This is a genomic window from Bradyrhizobium erythrophlei (assembly GCF_900129505.1).
Taxonomy (GTDB): domain Bacteria; phylum Pseudomonadota; class Alphaproteobacteria; order Rhizobiales; family Xanthobacteraceae; genus Bradyrhizobium; species Bradyrhizobium erythrophlei_D.
The window spans coordinates 8,576,395-8,593,346 of record NZ_LT670818.1 but is presented as its reverse complement, the minus strand read 5'-3'; the positions used below and the strand labels follow the sequence as shown (position 1 = coordinate 8,593,346).

The window sequence follows — 16,952 nt, the reverse complement described above, 5'->3', positions numbered from 1 at the left end:
ATGACCGCGCAAGCCGACCTCGGATATCACGCCAGGGCGCACGCGCGCTGGCACTGGAGCGAGATCGCGTTCTGGGTTCTCGCGCTCGCCTGCGCCTTTTTGTTTCCGTCGCGCTACCTGATCATGACCGATATCGTGCGGCTGGCCTTGTTCGCGCTCTCGCTCGACCTGATCCTGGGCTATGCCGGGATCGTGTCGCTCGGCCATGCCGCGTTCTTCGGCGTCGGCGCCTATTCCGCGGGGCTGTTGGCCCTGCACGGTGTCATCACCGAGCCCGTGCTGGCACTGATCGCGGCCGGCCTGGTCGCGATGGTGCTCGGCTTCGTCACAAGCTTCCTGGTGATCCGGGGCGCCGACCTCACCCGGCTGATGGTGACGCTCGGGATCGCGCTGCTGCTGGAGGCGCTGGCGGAACGCTTTTCCGATATCACCGGCGGCACCGACGGGCTGCAGGGCATCGAGATGCAGCCGATCCTCGGCCTGTTCGCGTTCGACATGTTCGGCAAGGTCGGCTTCTTCTACTGCCTTGGCGTGCTGTTCCTGCTGTTTTTGCTGGCGCGGCGGATCGTGCACTCGCCGTTCGGCCTGTCGCTGCGCGCCATCCGGAACAATCCGCTGCGGGCGGCCGCAATCGGCATCCCCGTCAACAAGCGGCTGATCGCGATCTATACGATCGCGGCATTCTACGCCGGGATTGCCGGCGCGCTGTTCACCCAGAGCACCCAGCTGGCGTCGCTCGATGTGTTCTCGTTCGAGCGCTCGGCCGACCTGATGCTGGTGCTGGTGATCGGCGGCACCGGCTATCTCTACGGCGGGCTGATCGGCGCGGTGGTGTTCAAGATGCTGCAGGAAGTGTTTTCGACCATCACGCCGCAATACTGGCAGTTCTGGATCGGCCTCGTGCTGGTCGCGATCGTGCTGGTCGGCCGCCAGCGCATGCATCGCTGGGTGTTGTGGCTGCCGAACCTGGTGATCCGGCAACTCGGCGGCCGCAAGGCGAGCGTCGTCATTCCCGAGAGCGAAACGCCATGACGGTCGCGCTGGAAACAAGGGGGCTGGAAAAGCATTTCGGCGGCCTCAAGGTCACGCGCGACCTTTCGCTCAGGATCGAGCAGGGCGCCCGCCACGCCTTGATCGGCCCGAACGGCGCCGGGAAGACCACCGTCATCAACCTGTTGACCGGCGTGCTCAGGCCCGATGGCGGCCGCATCCTGCTGGAAGGCAACGACATCACCGATCTGCCCGTGCACACCCGCGTGCTGCGCGGACTGTCGCGCACCTTCCAGATCAACCAGCTTTACGCTGACCTCACGCCGCTGGAGACCATCGGGCTTGCGGTATCGGAACGACTCGGCCGCGGCGGCGACTGGTGGCGGCGCATGGGCACCCGCGACGACGTCAATGCCGAGATCGCCGAAAATCTCGCGCGCTTCCATCTGCTCGACGTCATGAACGATCTCACCGCGACGTTGCCCTACGGCAAGCAGCGCCTGCTGGAGATCGCGGTTGCGATCGCCGCCAAGCCGCGCGTGCTGCTGCTGGACGAACCCGCCGCCGGCGTTCCCGAAAGCGAGCGCCACGATATCCTCTCCGCGGTGGCTTCGCTGCCGCGCGACGTTACCGTGCTCCTGATCGAGCACGACATGGATCTGGTGTTCTCGTTCGCCGACCGCATTTCGGTCCTGGTCTCTGGTGCGCTCCTGGTCGAGGGTCCGCCGGACGAGGTGGCGCGCGATCCGCAGGTCAAGGCGGTCTATCTCGGCGAGGCCGCCGATGTCTGATCTGCTTTGCATCGAGAATTTGCGCGCCGGCTACGGCCAGGCGGTGGTATTGCCGAGCATGTCGCTGCGCCTGCCCGAAAGCCAGGTGCTGGCGCTGTTGGGCCGCAACGGCACCGGCAAGACCACGCTGATCAATTCGATCGTGGGTGTCACCCGGCGTTTCGGCGGCAGTGTTACCCTTGGCGGGCGGGACATCACGGGCATGCGGCCGGACCAGCGGGCGCGGGCCGGCATCGGCTGGGTGCCGCAGGAGCGCAATATCTTCAAGTCGCTGACGGTCGAAGAGAACATGACCGCGGTGGCGCAGCCGGGGCCGTGGACGGTGGCCAAGGTCTACGAGATGTTCCCGCGGCTGAAGGAGCGGCGCAACAATTTCGGCAACCAGCTTTCCGGCGGCGAGCAGCAGATGCTGGCGATCGGCCGCGCGCTGACGCTCAATCCGCAGGTCCTGCTGCTGGACGAGCCGACCGAGGGGCTGGCTCCGATCATCGTCGAGGAGCTGCTCCGGGCGCTCGGCACGATTACCCGCTCGGGCGGCATCTGCTCCATCATCGTCGAGCAGAATGCCCAAAAGATTCTAGGGCTGGCCGACCGCGTTGTGATATTGGAGCGCGGCACGATCGTCCATGACGCGGCAAGTTCCGCGCTGAAAGCCGATCCCGCGGTGCTCGAGCGCTTTCTCGGCGTCTCGGGGGCAGCGGCACATTAATTCCATCTTAACGCGTTTTCGTCACGCGAACCGGTACCGCTTGAGAACGCCTAAATTCCGGGAGAGAAGACCATGCAAAGAACAAAAGCCCCCTTCCGCGCCGACGAGGTCGGCAGCCTGCTGCGGCCGCCGAAAATCAAGGAGGCGCGCGCCAGGCTGGAGAAAAGCGAGATTTCGGCCGAAGACCTGCGCAAGATCGAGGACATGGAAATCGAGAAGGTCGTGCACAAGCAGGCCTCGATCGGGCTCAAGCTCGCGACCGACGGCGAATTCCGTCGCTCCTGGTGGCATTTTGATTTCCTGGCCAAATTGACGGGCTGCGAGCTGTTTCACCCCGATGAGGGCATCCAGTTCGCGGGCGTCCAGACTCGGCACGACGCGGTGCGGGTGATCGGCAAGCTCGATTTTCCCGACGACCACCCGATGCTCGACCATTTCAAATTCCTGAAAAAGCACTGCGACGTCGCCCATGTCATGCCGAAGATGACGATCCCGTCGCCGGCGGTGCTGCATTTCCGCGGCGGGCGCAGGGCGATCTCGAAGCAGGTCTATCCTGATCTGGACGTGTTCTACGAGGATCTCGCCAAGACCTATCGCAAGGCGGTGAAGGCCTTCTACGACGCCGGCTGCCGATATCTGCAGTTCGACGACACGGTGTGGGCCTATCTCTGCTCGCAGGACGAGCTGAAAAAGGCGCAGGACCGCGGCGACAATCCCGACGGCCTGCAGGAGATCTACGCGCGCGTGATCAATTATGCGATCGCCGAGCGACCGGCCGACATGACCATCACCACCCATGTCTGCCGCGGCAATTTCCGCTCGACCTGGATTTCGTCCGGCGGCTACGAGCCGGTGGCGGAGACCATGCTGGCCGGAACCAACTATGACGGCTATTTCCTCGAATATGATTCCGAGCGCGCCGGCGGTTTCGAGCCGCTGCGGTTTCTGCCGAAGGGCAACAAGATCGTGGTGGTCGGCGTCATCACCTCGAAAAGCGGCGAGCTCGAGAAAAAGGACGACATCAAGCGCCGGCTGGAGGAAGCCTCCAAATACGCGCCGCTCGACCAGCTCGCGGTGTCCCCGCAATGCGGCTTCGCCTCGACCGAAGAGGGCAATCTGCTCACCGAGGAAGAACAATGGGCGAAGCTGAAGCTCGCCGTCGATGTCGCCAACGAGGTGTGGGGGAAGTAGATAAATTCCCCGCGGAGGGACGATTGCCGGATATCGACGCGATCATCGTGGGTGCCGGTCCTGCGGGGCTGGCATGTGCCGCGACGATGCAGGCCGTGGGGCTCAAGGCCACGGTGCTGGAGAAGGCTGATGGCGTCGGCGCGGTGTGGCGACGCCATTACGATCGGCTTCACCTTCACACCGACCGCAATCATTCGGGCCTGCCCGGCATGCCGATGCCGAATGCTTTTCCGACCTATCCATCTCGCGAACACCTCGTCCAGTATCTCGAAACCTACGCCGCACGCTTTGATATCAGGCCGGTTTTCAACACGACGGTGTCGCGCATCCGGCGCGATGGCGCACAATGGTGCTTGGATGCGGATCGAGGCACGACCTCCGCCTCCGTTGTGGTCGTCGCGACCGGGATAGCCGACGCGCCGTATCGTCCGTCGTGGCCGGGTTCTGAGCTTTATCGAGGCGCCGTCGTCCACAGCAGCGACTATCGCAATCCCGCGCCCTATGCGGGCAAACGTGTGCTGGTTGTCGGATTCGGCAATTCAGGCGGCGAGATCGCTTTGGATCTGGCGAATGCCGCTGTCAATGTCGCTCTCGCGGTTCGAAGCCCCGTTCAGATACTGCCGCGCGAACTGCTGGGTCTTCCGATTCTCACCTGGGCCATCTTCTATCGCCGCTTGCCTGCGCGCATGGTCGATCTGATCAACGCGCCGATATTGCGGCTGGCCGTCGGTCGCATTGAAAGCCTGGGATCGCGCCGGGCGGCCAAGGGACCGCGCCAGATGGTCGAGGAGGATGGACGCGTGCCGTTGATCGACATCGGCACGCTGGCCAGGATCAGGGACGGCTCCATCAGGGTACGCGGGGGCATCGACCGGTTTGCCACCGACGGCGTGATCTTTGACGACGGGAGCAGCGAAGCATTTGACGCAATCATCCTTGCGACCGGTTTCCGCCCCGACCTGCGCCAATTGATCCCTGATGTGGAAGGCATCTTCGACAGGCACGGAATGCCGCTGGTGACGGGCGAGGCGATCGTGCCCGGGCTCTATTTCTGTGGTCAGATCACGTCGCCGACCGGACAGTTGCGCGAGATCGGCATCGAAGCGCAGCGGATAGCGCGAAGCGGTATGCCGCGTCATAGATGAGACCTCCCCCGCTGCTCCGCCCGGTATCCACCCACGACTCGATTATGCCTTGTTATGGATTTGAGTTACAGCATTGTCTGCGGTGTTTCCGGGATCTGCGGGGCTGCTCTTGATCTAACCGTAGCCCCGGCCGGCCGGCGTAATTTTGCGCAGCGGCGGTCTCGATCGTGACCGGAAACCTTGCGAGTAGGGCAGACCTGATTTGACCCGGCCGATCTTCACGCCATATATACCATTGCCTGGCGATGCTTTGGTTATGTAGTCTGCTGTTCGGCTAGCTGAAGCAGAATCAATCGGCCCCCTCCTTCCCACGCGGTCGTCGCCATGATTTCCCACTCGATCCGGATCGCGGTTCTCGTGCCTTGCTTCAACGAGGAGGCCGCGGTCGCCACGGTGATCGGGGATTTTCGCAAGGCGTTGCCGCAAGCCGAGATCTACGTCTACGACAATAATTCCACGGATCGAACCGTGGCGGTTGCACGCGAGGCGGGAGCGCAGGTCCGCAGCGAGCGTCGCCAGGGCAAAGGTCACGTGGTGCGGCGCATGTTCACCGACGTCGATGCCGACATCTACGTGCTGGTCGACGGCGACGCCACCTATGATGCAGCGAGTTCACCGAAGATGATCGCGGCGCTGCGTGAGGATCGTCTCGACATGGTGGTGGGCCTTCGCGTCGACCGGGCTGAGGCCGCCTATCGGCCCGGGCACCGCTTCGGCAACAGGATGCTGACCGGTTTTCTGTCGATGGTGTTTGGCCGGGCGTTCAAGGATATTCTGTCCGGCTATCGCGTGTTGTCGCGACGCTTCGTCAAGTCCTTTCCGATCCTTTCCGACGGCTTCGAGATCGAAACCGAAATCAGCGTTCACGCGCTCGAACTGGCGTTGCCAGTGGTGGAGATCGAAACGCCGTACTTTGAGCGGCCGGCGGGCTCAGTCAGCAAGCTCAACACCTGGCGCGACGGGTTTCGCATCCTCGGTACCATCCTGAAACTCTACCGGTCGGAAAAGCCTCTGCGGTTCTTCAGCGCGATCGGCGGCTTTCTGACGCTGGTTTCGATCGGCCTGGCGATTCCCGTCATCGTCACCTATCTCGAACAGAGCATCGTGCCGCGGCTGCCGACTGCGGTGCTGGCGATGGGCCTGATGATCTTGGCAGTGCTGTCGGTATCTTCGGGCCTGGTGCTCGATACCGTGACGCGGGGCCGGCGGGAGACCAAGCTGTTGGCCTATCTGGCGCAGCCGGCGCTCTCTGCGACGTCGCGCCAATCCTGAATTCTAGGGCTTTGCCGCCAGATAGACCTCGCCCAGCAGCGAGGAGTTCGACCACGGCACCTGCTTGCCGCTGGTCTTGGCGACCACTTCGGCGCGCACCCGCGTCAGGATCTGCTGCACCTCGATTCCGGGCGCGCCGATGTGGCGCGACAGCGCTGCCGAGAACGGGTTGTTAGCGCCTTCCCCGTCGACCGCGACCTGGCCGGGCGCGGTCGCGAACGCGATCAACGTCCCGGCGCCAAGTGACGTGACGCACCGGAGCCAAACGCGGCCACTGACGCCAGCCCTGATCCGGCCTCGATGGCGCGGTTCGGTCCGGCGGAAGCGACCTGCCGCTCAAGCGGATTGTTGCGGCAGGCGTCGAAGCCGCACATCGACCGGGATGAGGTAGTTGCGGCCGTCGATCTGGACGCCGTGGCCGGCGTAATAGACCACCGCGACCTGCGCCCGGGCCGGGTCGCGCAGGAAATCGCGGGTCATCTTCTGCATCGCCACGCGGTCGAGATCGATGCCTTCCGAGACCGCAAAGCCGATGTCGCGCAGGCTTTTCGCGACCGAACGCGCGTCATTGGGCGGATTGGGGAGCGCCCGGACATTGGCATAGGCGCCATTGCCGATCACCAGCGCGACGCGCAGGCCGGTGTCGCCGCTCGCCGCGACAGCGAGTGGAGGTGCGGGCGTTGATGTCAGCGGCGATGCTGGTGTTGATGTCGCCGTCTGCGGCGTCGTTCGTGGCGGTGGCGAGGGCGCAGACGCATCCGTCAGCAATGACAGCCGCACCCTTGCAGTGGCCTGGTTGGCCTTGCTGCCCGCTCCACGGCCACGCCTTCGAGCGTGGCATTGAAATCCTGTCTGGCGTGCTCGTAGTCGCCCTTCGCTTCATAGACGAGACCGCGCTGGCTATAGGCCGAGATCAAGGACGCTGCCCGGCGGCGTCATGATATTGCCGGGCATCCTGGCCCTGGCCAGTCCGATCGCCGCAGTGGCGTCGGCGATGGCGCGGTCGAAGTCGCCCTTGGCGCGCCAGATGACCGCACGGTTGATCAGCGGGGACGGCAATGCCGGATCAAACCTGATCGCATCGTTGATGTCGGCGAGCGCCCCGTCGAGGTCGCCGAGCGCCTGCTTGGCCGAGCCGCGGTTCTGGTACGAATAGGCATTCTTCGGCATCAGCCGGATCGCCTCGTCGTAATCGGCGATGGCGTGGACAAGATCTCCCTTGGAGCGGAAGGCGTTGCCGCCGTTGTCGAAGATGGTGCCGTTGGGCGGCCCGATCCGCAGCGCGTCGTTGAAATCGGCGATGACGATGTCGTATTCGCCTTTGTCGTAATAGGCCGAGCCGCGCATGTTGTAGGGCGGCCGATTGGGCGTCAGCCGCAGTGCTTCGGTGGTGTCGGCGATCACCTTGGCGTAGTCGCCCTTTCCAGCCGACTGCGCGCCAGAAATAGATCGTCGCCAGCTTCTCGCCGGCGAACACTTTCAGCGCGATGATCCTGTTGCAGGCGTCGATCTGCTTGTCGGCCGGCGTGCCCTCGCTGGTGCAGAGTGGCCCGAGGAAGGAGAGTTGAAAGGTGGCACATCCTGCTTGGTCGCCGTGCGGCCGGGGGCGAGGTGCGCCACACCGGACGTCACGAGCAGCGGACGGTCGGAGCCTTCGAGCACCGCGCCGATTACTTCGATGGCGCGTAAATCTGCCGGGCTTGCAGCTTGCCAGAGTCCGCTATGCCCCTATAGCGACCAAATTCCGCAGCCCAGCGAAATGAAGCGATGTGCCAGAAGCGGTCGCGATCAGCTCAGCACCGATTATCCACTCAGGCGGGTAAGATTGGCGCGTGGGATGCGGCATCGTCACTCCGGTTTGTACTTGCGATTCTTAGGTGCACTGATGTCGCAAAGCATGCAGAAGAAGATGCGCGTGCCGCACTACTCGGATCATGACGAGCGAGTGACTGCGCAAATTTAGCCGCAAAATGAGAGCTTGACTTCATGCTCCTCAAGATTAACGTTCACGAAATGTCCTGCAGGTGGGAGGCGGAAATCCATTTTCGCGGAGGTCCATCATGAGAGGCAATGAATGTCCCATCCACGTAGCTGATGGCGTGCTTGGCAAACAGTGTCACATTTGCGCTTTTTTCAATGGCTTCGACGAGCAGCACATGGTGCTTCGGTCGTTCATCAAAGAGGGGTTCGCGCGGGGCGACAAGGCTTTTCATATCGTGGATCCCGAGCTGCGGGAGGATCATCTGAAGCGACTCGCCGAAGCTGGCATAGATGTGGAGCAGGCGATAGCAACCGGACAGCTGGAGCTGCGGCGCTGGCAGGACGCTTACCTGCGCGACGATCGCTTCGATCAGGATGGGATGCTCGCCTTGCTCGAAGAGGTGCTCGGATCAGGGGCGGCAGCCGGTAATCCCCTCATCAGATTTGTGTCGCGCGTGGAACCGTCCCTGGTGGACAAGGCAGGCGAAGATAACTGGTTGGAATACGAGACTCGCGTCAACTACGCGGTCTCCAAATACAACGATCCGGTAATCTGCACCTACGATCTGACGAACTTCAGTGCCAGCTTGGTGATGGACATGTTGCGGGTTCACCCCGTCGTGATTGTCGGAGGGGTGCTCCAGGAGAACCCGTTCTTTGTTCCTCCAGACCAGTTCCTCCTTGAACTCCGAGAGAGAAAATCGGCTCGGCGCCGCACGATCCAAGCACACTGATAGTGATGGCTGACGAGAATCTGCGGCTGCGAGCAGCGCTTCGGGATTTGGTCGCACTTTCGACCATCCCGGCGGGATGGATCGGGATCGAACCGCGCACGATTGCCGCCGGACTGGCCGACATCCTGGCGGGGTCGTTGGGTTTTGATTTTGCGTTCGTGCGCTTGCTCGATCCCACCGGAGAGGTAACGATCGACGTTACGAGTGGATGCGCCACCAGCGAATTTTTAGACTGGCTGCAGGCCCAATTTTCTACTTTCGATGGGTCTTTGCGTAGGCAGATCATTCCAAATGTTGTTGGCTTTGATGACAGACTGAAATCGCTCCGCGGTATTATTATTCCTATCGGGTTCAACGCGTACGCTGGTCTTCTAGCCGTCGGCTGTGAGCGTAGCAACTTCCCAACCGAAACTGACAGGATGCTGCTTACAGTGGCTGCGAATCATGCGGCGACAGCCTTCCGCAGCACGAACTTGATTCATGAACGGCGCCGCGTTGAGGAGGAAGTTCGTAAAGCCCGCGACGAACTTGAGATGAAGGTGATGGAAAGGACGGCTGAATTACAGCGGACAATGGCTGAGCTGGTCCACATGAATCGCCTAGCGACTACGGGGGTCCTTTTGGCGTCCATTGCTCATGAGATCAATCAACCACTAACCGGGATTGTAATCCAAGCCAGTGCCGCCCGACAATGGCTTGCATTGCGAGAGCCAAGCATAGAAAAGGCGCGAGACGCGCTGGATGAAATCGAAAGTAACGGTCTCCGTGCAGGTGAAATCATCACAAGCCTTCGCGGAATGCTCAAAAAGGAAACGCAGGCGAGAAACCCAATCGACATCAACAAGCTGATCTTCACGGTTCTTGCTATTGTGCGCCACGAGTTGCAGAAGCATGGGGTAGAGCTGCACACAGAACTCGATGAATCACTCCCGGCCTTGGAAGGCGACAGAGTTCAATTGCAGCAAGTCGTTTTAAACTTGGTCATGAACGCCATTGAGGCGATGCAGGTAGAGCCGCGAATATTGAGCATACGATCCTGCACTAGCAAACCAAATTTTGTTCACGTGGCCGTCGAGGATACTGGCACGGGTATCGATCCATCCAACCACGATCGTATTTTCAACCCGATGTTCACGACCAAAGAGCGTGGTATGGGAATTGGCCTTTCTATCTGCCATTCTATTATCGAAAGCCATAACGGCCGTATTTGGGTGACGCGGGGGATCGACAAAGGCTCGATTTTCCAATTTGAGTTGCCGACGAACGTTGGCCAAGGTGATCAAGCTCGCCAACATCAAGCCTGAATAACGACGCGCGTTCCATAACGTGACGCGTGGGCGTGACGGACGGCAACGGGCGCGACCCGGCACGTGCTCGCGCCCTGAGGTGATGCGCGAAATCTAGCCACGTCGCTGATGGTAGAGTCGAGGATGGGCGCGGTAGTTGGGGCCTATGGCCAACGCCCCGTTTCCCATCCTCGCTCATCAAACCGGACGAGCCGATTGCCGGCATCCGGCTTTCCGACCGGCTTCACCGCGAGGCACGCGACGGGGCTACTCGGGGCAGGCGTTGGAGGCACAGAACCCCGAGTTCTCGATGAATGACATCGAATGTGAATCGGCGATTGCCGCGCCCTTGCACCTTGTGCCTTCGCGCGAGGAACCTGCGCAGACGTTCAAAGACGTATTGGTCGACGCTACGGTATGCCTTGCTCCGCGAGCCGTAGCCAAAGTAGTTGGACCAGCCTCGCAGAGACCTGTTCAGCTTGTCACATACTTCCGGCCATGGATCGATATTGCTCGGCACCAGAAGATCGCCGATCCTTGTCTTGAGCCGTTGCACACTCTTCTTGGACGGGCTCGCACCCAGATACCAATTCCCGTTCGCCTCAAACCGATGCGCGCCGAACGAGTAGCCGAGGAAGTCGAAGCGTTCCTGTCGGGCGTTTCTCAACGAAGTCTTCGCCTCGTTGATCGTCAACCCGAGCTTGGTCATCACCGCCTTCGTCCACGCTAATGCCTCCGCCGCGCGACCGCGGCTGAGGATAACGAAGTCGTCAGCATAGGAGACGACGTGAGCATGGAACGTGTCGTCGCATCCAGTCAAACGCCAATGCTTCAGGAACCGGTTCATGTAGATGTTAGCCAGCAGTGGACTTGCGACGCCGCCTTGCGGTGTGCCGCGCGTGTTTCCCCTGCCGCCACTCATGCGCCGCGTTCCGTCCGCGTCCCGTTCCTCGATCGGCGCCCTCAGCCACATCTTGATGAGGCGCAGGACGTTTCGATCCACGACACGCCGGGCTACTGACTTTATCAGCTCGGAATGCGGGATCGTATCGAAGTACTTGGACAAATCAGCGTCAACTACGTCAGCATAGCCCCGGCATAAATGCCGGTGCACTTCCTTGACCGCATCCACCGCCCCGCGAGCGGGCCGGTAGCCGTAGGCATTGTCCTCGAAGTCAGCCTCGAAGATGGGTTCGATCACGATCTTGGCGGCGGTCTGATTCACACGATCACGAATGGTCGGAATGCCGAGCGGACGCTCGCCACCATTCGCTTTGGGGATCATCACCCGCCGCACCGGATCGGGTCGGTACGTCTTCGAGACCAGTTCCGCGCGCAAGCCCGCCAACCATGCTTCCAGGCCCTGCTTCTCGATGCGAGCAAACGTCATCCCATCCACACCCGGTGCACCCGCATTAACGCGGGCGAGCCGATAGGCGTGGACCAGGATGTCCTCGCGACAGATCTTGTCGTAGAGCAAATAGAAGCGGAAGGTGGGCTCCGCCTTGGCTTTGCAGTAGAGCTTTCTCTGAAGGCTCCGGACTTTATCAGGCGTTGTCAGGCTCATCGCCAATCACCTTCACCTCACCATCTTCAAAAGCGCACCAGAAGTCGGGGCCCTTTGCTCCGCCGGCATTACCCGGCATCAACGCTCCTACTGCCCCGTCCGACTCCCACCGTGACCACCGCCTGATGCGATGCTGAGGCCGCTACCCTCGTCCGCGACGGGTCTCCCCCTGTAACTGCGAACCACCCTTCCGACGTGCCGTACCCACTACCCCGGCGGATCGCGTGGGTGCGCGTGTCGATTGCTTCCCCACACGTGCGGCCTTCCCCAAATGACCGGAGGGTCGGCATCCGCATTAGAACTTTCGAGGCCTGCTCGGGCTTCACTTTGTTACAGCCCATCGGATCGCTCAGCGGCCCAAGGCCGCCTTCGTCGCAGGGCTCCGACCCAACCAGTTACCCGGCCGTGCCGCCTGCCAGCTTCCGGACCAATCGACAATTATCCGGGTGAGACCCTCCCTCACTGGTAGTTCGCGCCCTCGGGGCGCACGGTCAATCGCGTCGGTTTGACAGGACAGCGGCGACTTCCGGTCTACCCCCCAACAACGGACATCGCTCAATAGGGTCGGCATGTCCGTTTCGTGCCAAATGGCGACATTACCGAGCATCGTGGTGCAATTCATCGTTGCTATTGACTATATCTGTTACGGATATATCATGGGGTGCATGACCAAGCCGGAACCGCCACTGCCGCTAACACCCGCCGTGTTCCACATCCTGCTCGCCTTGTTCGGCAAGGAGCGCCACGGCTACGACATCATGCAGCAGGTCAAGGCGGATTCGGGAGATGCGGTGAAAATGGGGCCGGGAACGCTGTACGGCTCGCTCGACCGTATGATCGAGGCGGGTCTGGTTGCCAAGAGCAACACTCAGGACCCGCGACGCATTTACTACAAGCTCACGGCGCTTGGCCAAACCACGTTGCGCGCGGAAACCGAGCGGCTGTCGCGCGTGGCCCGCGTCGCGCGCCGCCAACTCGGGACCGCATGACGCCATGACGAGCCCCGCGCGGCTAAAGCAGTCCCGATCGCTACGCCTCTACGCGCGCCTGTTGGAACTCTACCCGCCGTCATTTCTGCAACGGCATCGCGCGGAGATGCTGCAAAACTTCGCCGACCTGGAAGACGCGGCGGAGTCGAAGGCGAAACTTTGGCTGCTGATAGGAAAGGACCTCGCGATGAGCCTTCTGTCGCACTTTTTCGGGTCACGGCTTGGCCATTACGTGATCGCTGTCCTTGTTACGTGGATGTTGATCTTCGCGATCGGGTATTTCTTCTACGGCCCGACGCCCGGCCGTCCGGCTTTGCATGCTTTCGCAGGCTTTCTCCCGGGAATGCTGGCCATGTACTTCGCGACACGTCTCTATGGGACGCCGCATAACAACATTTCGCACTTTTTCAGGTCACGGTTTGACATATGCGTGATCGGCGTCTTTGTCGCTTGGCTAGTGCTGTTCGTTATCGGGTATTACTTCTACGGCCCGACGCGTGGTCATCCGGCCTTGCAAGTTTTCGGAGGCTTTCCACTCGGGATGCTGGCCATGTACATCGCGACACATGTCTATGGAATGCCGTAAAACAGCTCGCATCCCGGCTGCATGAGTCGAGCGCCAGCAATGCACCACAATCCTCGCCTCGCCCACCCCCGCCCTGAAGTTTAGCCCCGCGCAGCTGGAACGATCATGACCAGGTGCTCGTTGATTTGAATCTGTGGCAAGGAGGCTGAGGTATGAGGATAATGACCGCGTTCGCTCTCGGAACGGCCTTGGTGCTGTGTAACCTGGGGACGTTTAGTGCCGCAGCCCATGCGCGGAAGGCCAAGGTCGTTCGTGAACCACGGGTGAGGCTTATCGTCAGGGTGCCCGTAGTAAGGCTAACTCCTTACTGGGATTCCTATATTGTTCCACGATATCGTTATCGCCCTCAGGACGACCGGATCGATCCATACGGCCCGCCCGTAGTGCCGATGGTGCGCTATGGGGCTCAAGAGGAAACGCTGCCCGGTTTTGCCGGCACCACATTTCCTCCTCCTTAGCAACGTTCGACACGACGTTGCGATTGCGGGGACTATCAAGCTGCTGCGAGGACTCCTGTTCTGCCGCGCAACTGAATAGGAGGCCGAGATACAAGCGCGATGCTGGCGTTGTGGCTGATGACCGCTTGGGTCAATCGCGTCAGTTCGGCCGTCGGCAGACCACTTCCGGTCACCTTGGCGTAGTCGCCCTTCTTGTTCCAGCCGACCGCGCGCCAGAAATAGACCGTCGCCAGCTTCTCGCCGGCGAACGCCTTCAGCGCGATGATCCTGTTGCAGGCGTCGATCTGCTTGTCGGCCGGCGTGCCCTCGCTGGTGCAGAGCGGCCCGAGGAAGGAGAGTTGAAAGGTGGCACATCCTGCTCGGTCGCCGTGCGGCCGGGGGCGAGGTGCGCCACACCGGACGTCATGAGCAGCGGACGGTCGGAGCCTTCGAGCACCGCGCCGATCACTTTGATGGGGCGTAAATCTGCCGGGCGCGCAGCTTGCCAGAGTCCGCTATGCCCCTATAGCGACCAAATTCCGCAGCCCAGCGGAATGAAGCGATGTGCCAAAAACCGACTTTTAAAGAGTGCTGCAAGAAAACGGCGCCCGAATAGAACCGGGCGCCGTCGATTTGAGGTCTTGGTCTTGTCAGACGTTTCGTTCAGCGGTCGAAACCGGGCAGGGCCCGGGTGTGCTCCGCGCGGGCGCCAGTGAGCTTGTCGGCATCGAGGCCGAGCACGCGCAGAATCGTCGGCGCGACCTGCTTGTTCTCGACCTTGTCACCAATCACAGCTCCTTCGAAGCTCGGGTTGGCGGCGACCAGCAGGACGTGGGTGTCGTCGTCGGTGAGGCCGCCATGCTCGGAAACCTTCGCCGCGCTACGGCTATAGATCGTGCCGTGGATTGGCTGGATAATGATGTCGGGCGTGCGGCCAAGGGCCGGGTCGCCGAACTTATCTTGCAGGTCGTCGCCCGCATAAATCTTCTCGATCCGAGCGTGGTTCAGGAGAGCCCGGTCGTTCTCGAGGATGGCGACCGCCTTCTTGGCCTGGGTCTGATCGGCCAGCCAGATCAGCGAGACGTCGTCGGCAGTCTCCTGCGCCACCGCGACACCACCGGCGGTCAGGAGGTCGACCGGGTCGATAACGTCGGCATGGCCGAACAGGAGCCTCGGATTGGCGCTGCCCTGCAGCATGTGAAGTTGGCTCACGTCAATCGGCGACTGGCCATGCTTCGCACCGACGATTACCAGCGTACTCTGGATGAGATGCTGGTTGTCAAGCTGCGCGAGCATCTGGCCGAGGGAGCTGTCGACGAAGTCGAGCGACAGCTCGAGCTGCGCGCTCGGTGTGCCGATTGCATCGGTGTAACCATCGGCCGTGACCTTTTGGCCGACGCTGACGGCCTGGAAGTTCATGCCGAAGATCGCGGGCACGCCAACCGTCGTCGTCCCCGTGTGATCAAGGCCCTTGATCCAGTTCAGGACCGCAGTGACCTTCAGATTATCGTAGTAGCGGGTGTAAACCGGGTTCACGGTCCAGTCGTCACTCGCCTGAGGTGTCGGGACCAGCTGGGGTGCGGTAGCGAGCACGCTCGTCGAGTTGATCTCGGGCGCATAGAGCTCATCAAGACCCTTGCCGGAGGGACCGCTGATGATCTGATAGGCGGGGTGCTTGTCCGACCAGGCCGTGCGCTTGCCGGCGGCATGGATGACTTCCATGATGGTCGTCGTATCGTTCTTCAGGTACTGGTTCGGATACACCACCTGGCAAGTGCTGCCGACCTTGCGCATCGGCAGGTTCGCCGGATTGATGTGGTCGGAACCGGCCGGGCCACCGCCGTCGAGCTTGGTCAGATCGTAATCGAGCGCTTCGAAGTAAGTGGCTTCGGTGCCCGCCGTCCCCTGACAGTTGCTTCCGGGAGGATACAGCGTGTGGTCATAGCTGTCGTCATAAAAGATGCCGTGTGTCTTCGGCGAGGCGCCGGTCATGAACGCCAGCAGTCCGGGAAAGGAATCCGACGGATGGGACGTGTGTGCGTCGGTGTAATGCAGACCATGCCTCAGCAGCTTGGCGAAATTCGATGTCGGGTGGCCCTTGACGTAACGCTGCAGGTCGACCTCATGCATGCCATCCACGCTGATCAGAAGCACATGCTTGATAGCGCTATGACCGTTATCGTCCTCATCGGCGCGCACGGCCGTGCTCAGCGCAGTCGAGCCGAGCAATACAGCAACCGCCAGCCTGATAAATCTATTCATTTTTGATGCCTCCATTAAAACACAGGGGCCCTCCCATAGCGCGGCGAAGACGACGCCGATGTGAAACTGCGATGATAGTGTCATGACCATCCCGAACACAGATGCGACCCGCGGCGTTCGGGCAACGACCGTCCGGCCCGCCCCTTCGGTCCACGGCCATGGCGATCACGGCTTCGTTCCACGGCTCGTCCAGTTCGCCCGCGAGAAAGGCGTGTCCGCCTATATCGGCGAGGGGCTCAACCGCCGGCCGGCCGTGCACAGGCTCGACGCCGCCCGCGTCTATCGGCTCGCACTGGAGCGGGGCACCGCCGGAGGCCCGTTCCATGCCACCGCCGAAGAGGGCGTGCCGTTCAAGGCGATCGCAGAAGTGATCGGTCGCCGCCTGAACATTCCCGTGGTCTCAAACCAGCGGATGAGGCAGCCCAGCACTTCGGCTGGTTCGCGATGTTCACAGGCATGGACGCCCCGACATCGAGCGCGCGCACCCGCGCGGAGCTCGGTTGGGAGCCGGAACAGCCAGGGCTCATCGCCGATATCGATCACCCCGTTTATTTCGCCGAGTAGCTACGGCGCCGGCGCGAGCGGACCCATCACTCACGACGAAATCCGGTCCTCATTTCGCCGCCAGAAACACCTCGCCGAGCAGCGAGGAGTTCGACTACGGCACCTGCTTGCCGCTGGTTTTGGCGACCACCTCGGCGCGCACCCGCGTCAGCATCTGCCGCACCTCGATCCCGGGCGTGCCGATATGGCGCGACAGCGCCGCCGAGAACGGGCTGTTGGCGCCTTCGCCGTCGAGCGCGCTACCCAGGCCGCAAGCCCATGAGTCTGCTGGGTGCGCATAACCGGTTAGTAGGATTGTGAAGATGCCCGCTGCCACGTAACCGGCCGCGAAAAGGACAATGCAAAACATCCACACGACAAGGATGATTGCGTCCCATAAGAGAACGAATCCAAGATAGGTTTTGCCGTCGGGATGTCGCTGCTCATAGTCACCTACGCTCATTTCATGG

The 16,952-nt window shown here is 61.7% G+C and carries 12 protein-coding genes and 3 pseudogenes; 11 read left to right on the top strand and 4 right to left on the bottom strand.

Features of this window, described 5'->3' with window-relative positions:
* From B5525_RS40670 to B5525_RS40645, 6 genes are all read left to right on the top strand, one after another.
* Complete coding sequence (locus tag B5525_RS40670) at positions 1–1,032, top strand: branched-chain amino acid ABC transporter permease (protein WP_079571906.1); 1,032 nt, start codon at positions 1–3, stop codon at positions 1,030–1,032.
* Positions 1,029–1,781, top strand: coding sequence for an ABC transporter ATP-binding protein (locus B5525_RS40665; RefSeq protein WP_079571904.1), 753 nt, complete (start codon positions 1,029–1,031; stop codon positions 1,779–1,781). The genes B5525_RS40670 and B5525_RS40665 overlap by 4 nt, the downstream gene beginning before the upstream one ends.
* On the top strand, positions 1,774–2,490 hold the full coding sequence (locus tag B5525_RS40660; RefSeq protein ID WP_079571902.1) for an ABC transporter ATP-binding protein: 717 nt from the start codon (positions 1,774–1,776) through the stop codon (positions 2,488–2,490). Before B5525_RS40665 ends, B5525_RS40660 begins: the two co-directional genes overlap by 8 nt.
* A 72-nt stretch (positions 2,491–2,562) precedes the next feature.
* On the top strand, positions 2,563–3,681 hold the full coding sequence (locus B5525_RS40655) for a cobalamin-independent methionine synthase II family protein (protein ID WP_079571901.1): 1,119 nt from the start codon (positions 2,563–2,565) through the stop codon (positions 3,679–3,681).
* On the top strand, positions 3,627–4,826 hold the full coding sequence (locus B5525_RS40650; protein WP_244567750.1) for a flavin-containing monooxygenase: 1,200 nt from the start codon (positions 3,627–3,629) through the stop codon (positions 4,824–4,826). The genes B5525_RS40655 and B5525_RS40650 overlap by 55 nt, the downstream gene beginning before the upstream one ends.
* Before the next feature lie 324 nt (positions 4,827–5,150).
* Complete coding sequence (locus B5525_RS40645) at positions 5,151–6,098, top strand: glycosyltransferase family 2 protein (protein WP_079571898.1); 948 nt, start codon at positions 5,151–5,153, stop codon at positions 6,096–6,098.
* Positions 6,099–6,101: 3 nt separating this feature from the next.
* On the opposite strand, the pseudogene B5525_RS47670 reads toward B5525_RS40645, so the two are convergent.
* Positions 6,102–7,608: pseudogene (locus tag B5525_RS47670) on the bottom strand (caspase family protein).
* A 550-nt stretch (positions 7,609–8,158) separates the two neighbouring features.
* Here B5525_RS47670 and B5525_RS40635 point away from each other — a divergent pair.
* Together B5525_RS40635 and B5525_RS40630 are read left to right on the top strand one after the other, a co-directional pair.
* Positions 8,159–8,812, top strand: a complete 654-nt coding sequence (locus tag B5525_RS40635; protein ID WP_079571897.1) for an MEDS domain-containing protein — start codon at positions 8,159–8,161, stop codon at positions 8,810–8,812.
* Between the two features lie 5 nt (positions 8,813–8,817).
* On the top strand, positions 8,818–10,116 hold the full coding sequence (locus B5525_RS40630; RefSeq protein WP_154073735.1) for a sensor histidine kinase: 1,299 nt from the start codon (positions 8,818–8,820) through the stop codon (positions 10,114–10,116).
* A gap of 226 nt (positions 10,117–10,342) precedes the next feature.
* On the opposite strand, the gene ltrA is transcribed toward B5525_RS40630, so the two are convergent.
* Positions 10,343–11,665: a group II intron reverse transcriptase/maturase gene (gene ltrA, locus B5525_RS40625; RefSeq protein WP_172900075.1), complete on the bottom strand. Its 1,323-nt coding sequence runs from the start codon at positions 11,663–11,665 to the stop codon at positions 10,343–10,345.
* A gap of 665 nt (positions 11,666–12,330) precedes the next feature.
* Between ltrA and B5525_RS40620 the strand changes: the two genes are divergently transcribed.
* Together B5525_RS40620 and B5525_RS40615 are read left to right on the top strand one after the other, a co-directional pair.
* Positions 12,331–12,654: a PadR family transcriptional regulator gene (locus B5525_RS40620; RefSeq protein ID WP_079574441.1), complete on the top strand. Its 324-nt coding sequence runs from the start codon at positions 12,331–12,333 to the stop codon at positions 12,652–12,654.
* 4 nt (positions 12,655–12,658) lie between these two features.
* Entirely contained in the window at positions 12,659–13,240 is a 582-nt protein-coding gene (locus tag B5525_RS40615) for a hypothetical protein (protein WP_154073734.1), read from the top strand.
* A gap of 1,100 nt (positions 13,241–14,340) precedes the next feature.
* Here B5525_RS40615 and B5525_RS40605 read toward each other — a convergent pair.
* The gene (locus B5525_RS40605) at positions 14,341–16,023 is read right to left on the bottom strand and encodes an alkaline phosphatase family protein (protein WP_244567748.1); all 1,683 of its coding nucleotides are present in this window, start codon (positions 16,021–16,023) and stop codon (positions 14,341–14,343) included.
* A 19-nt stretch (positions 16,024–16,042) separates the two neighbouring features.
* Here B5525_RS40605 and B5525_RS47010 point away from each other — a divergent pair.
* Positions 16,043–16,503: pseudogene (locus B5525_RS47010) on the top strand (3-beta hydroxysteroid dehydrogenase); the annotation flags it as partial.
* Between the two features lie 94 nt (positions 16,504–16,597).
* On the opposite strand, the pseudogene B5525_RS47665 reads toward B5525_RS47010, so the two are convergent.
* Positions 16,598–16,741 (bottom strand): annotated as a pseudogene (locus tag B5525_RS47665) (caspase family protein); the annotation flags it as partial.
* Positions 16,742–16,952 lie beyond the last annotated feature (211 nt).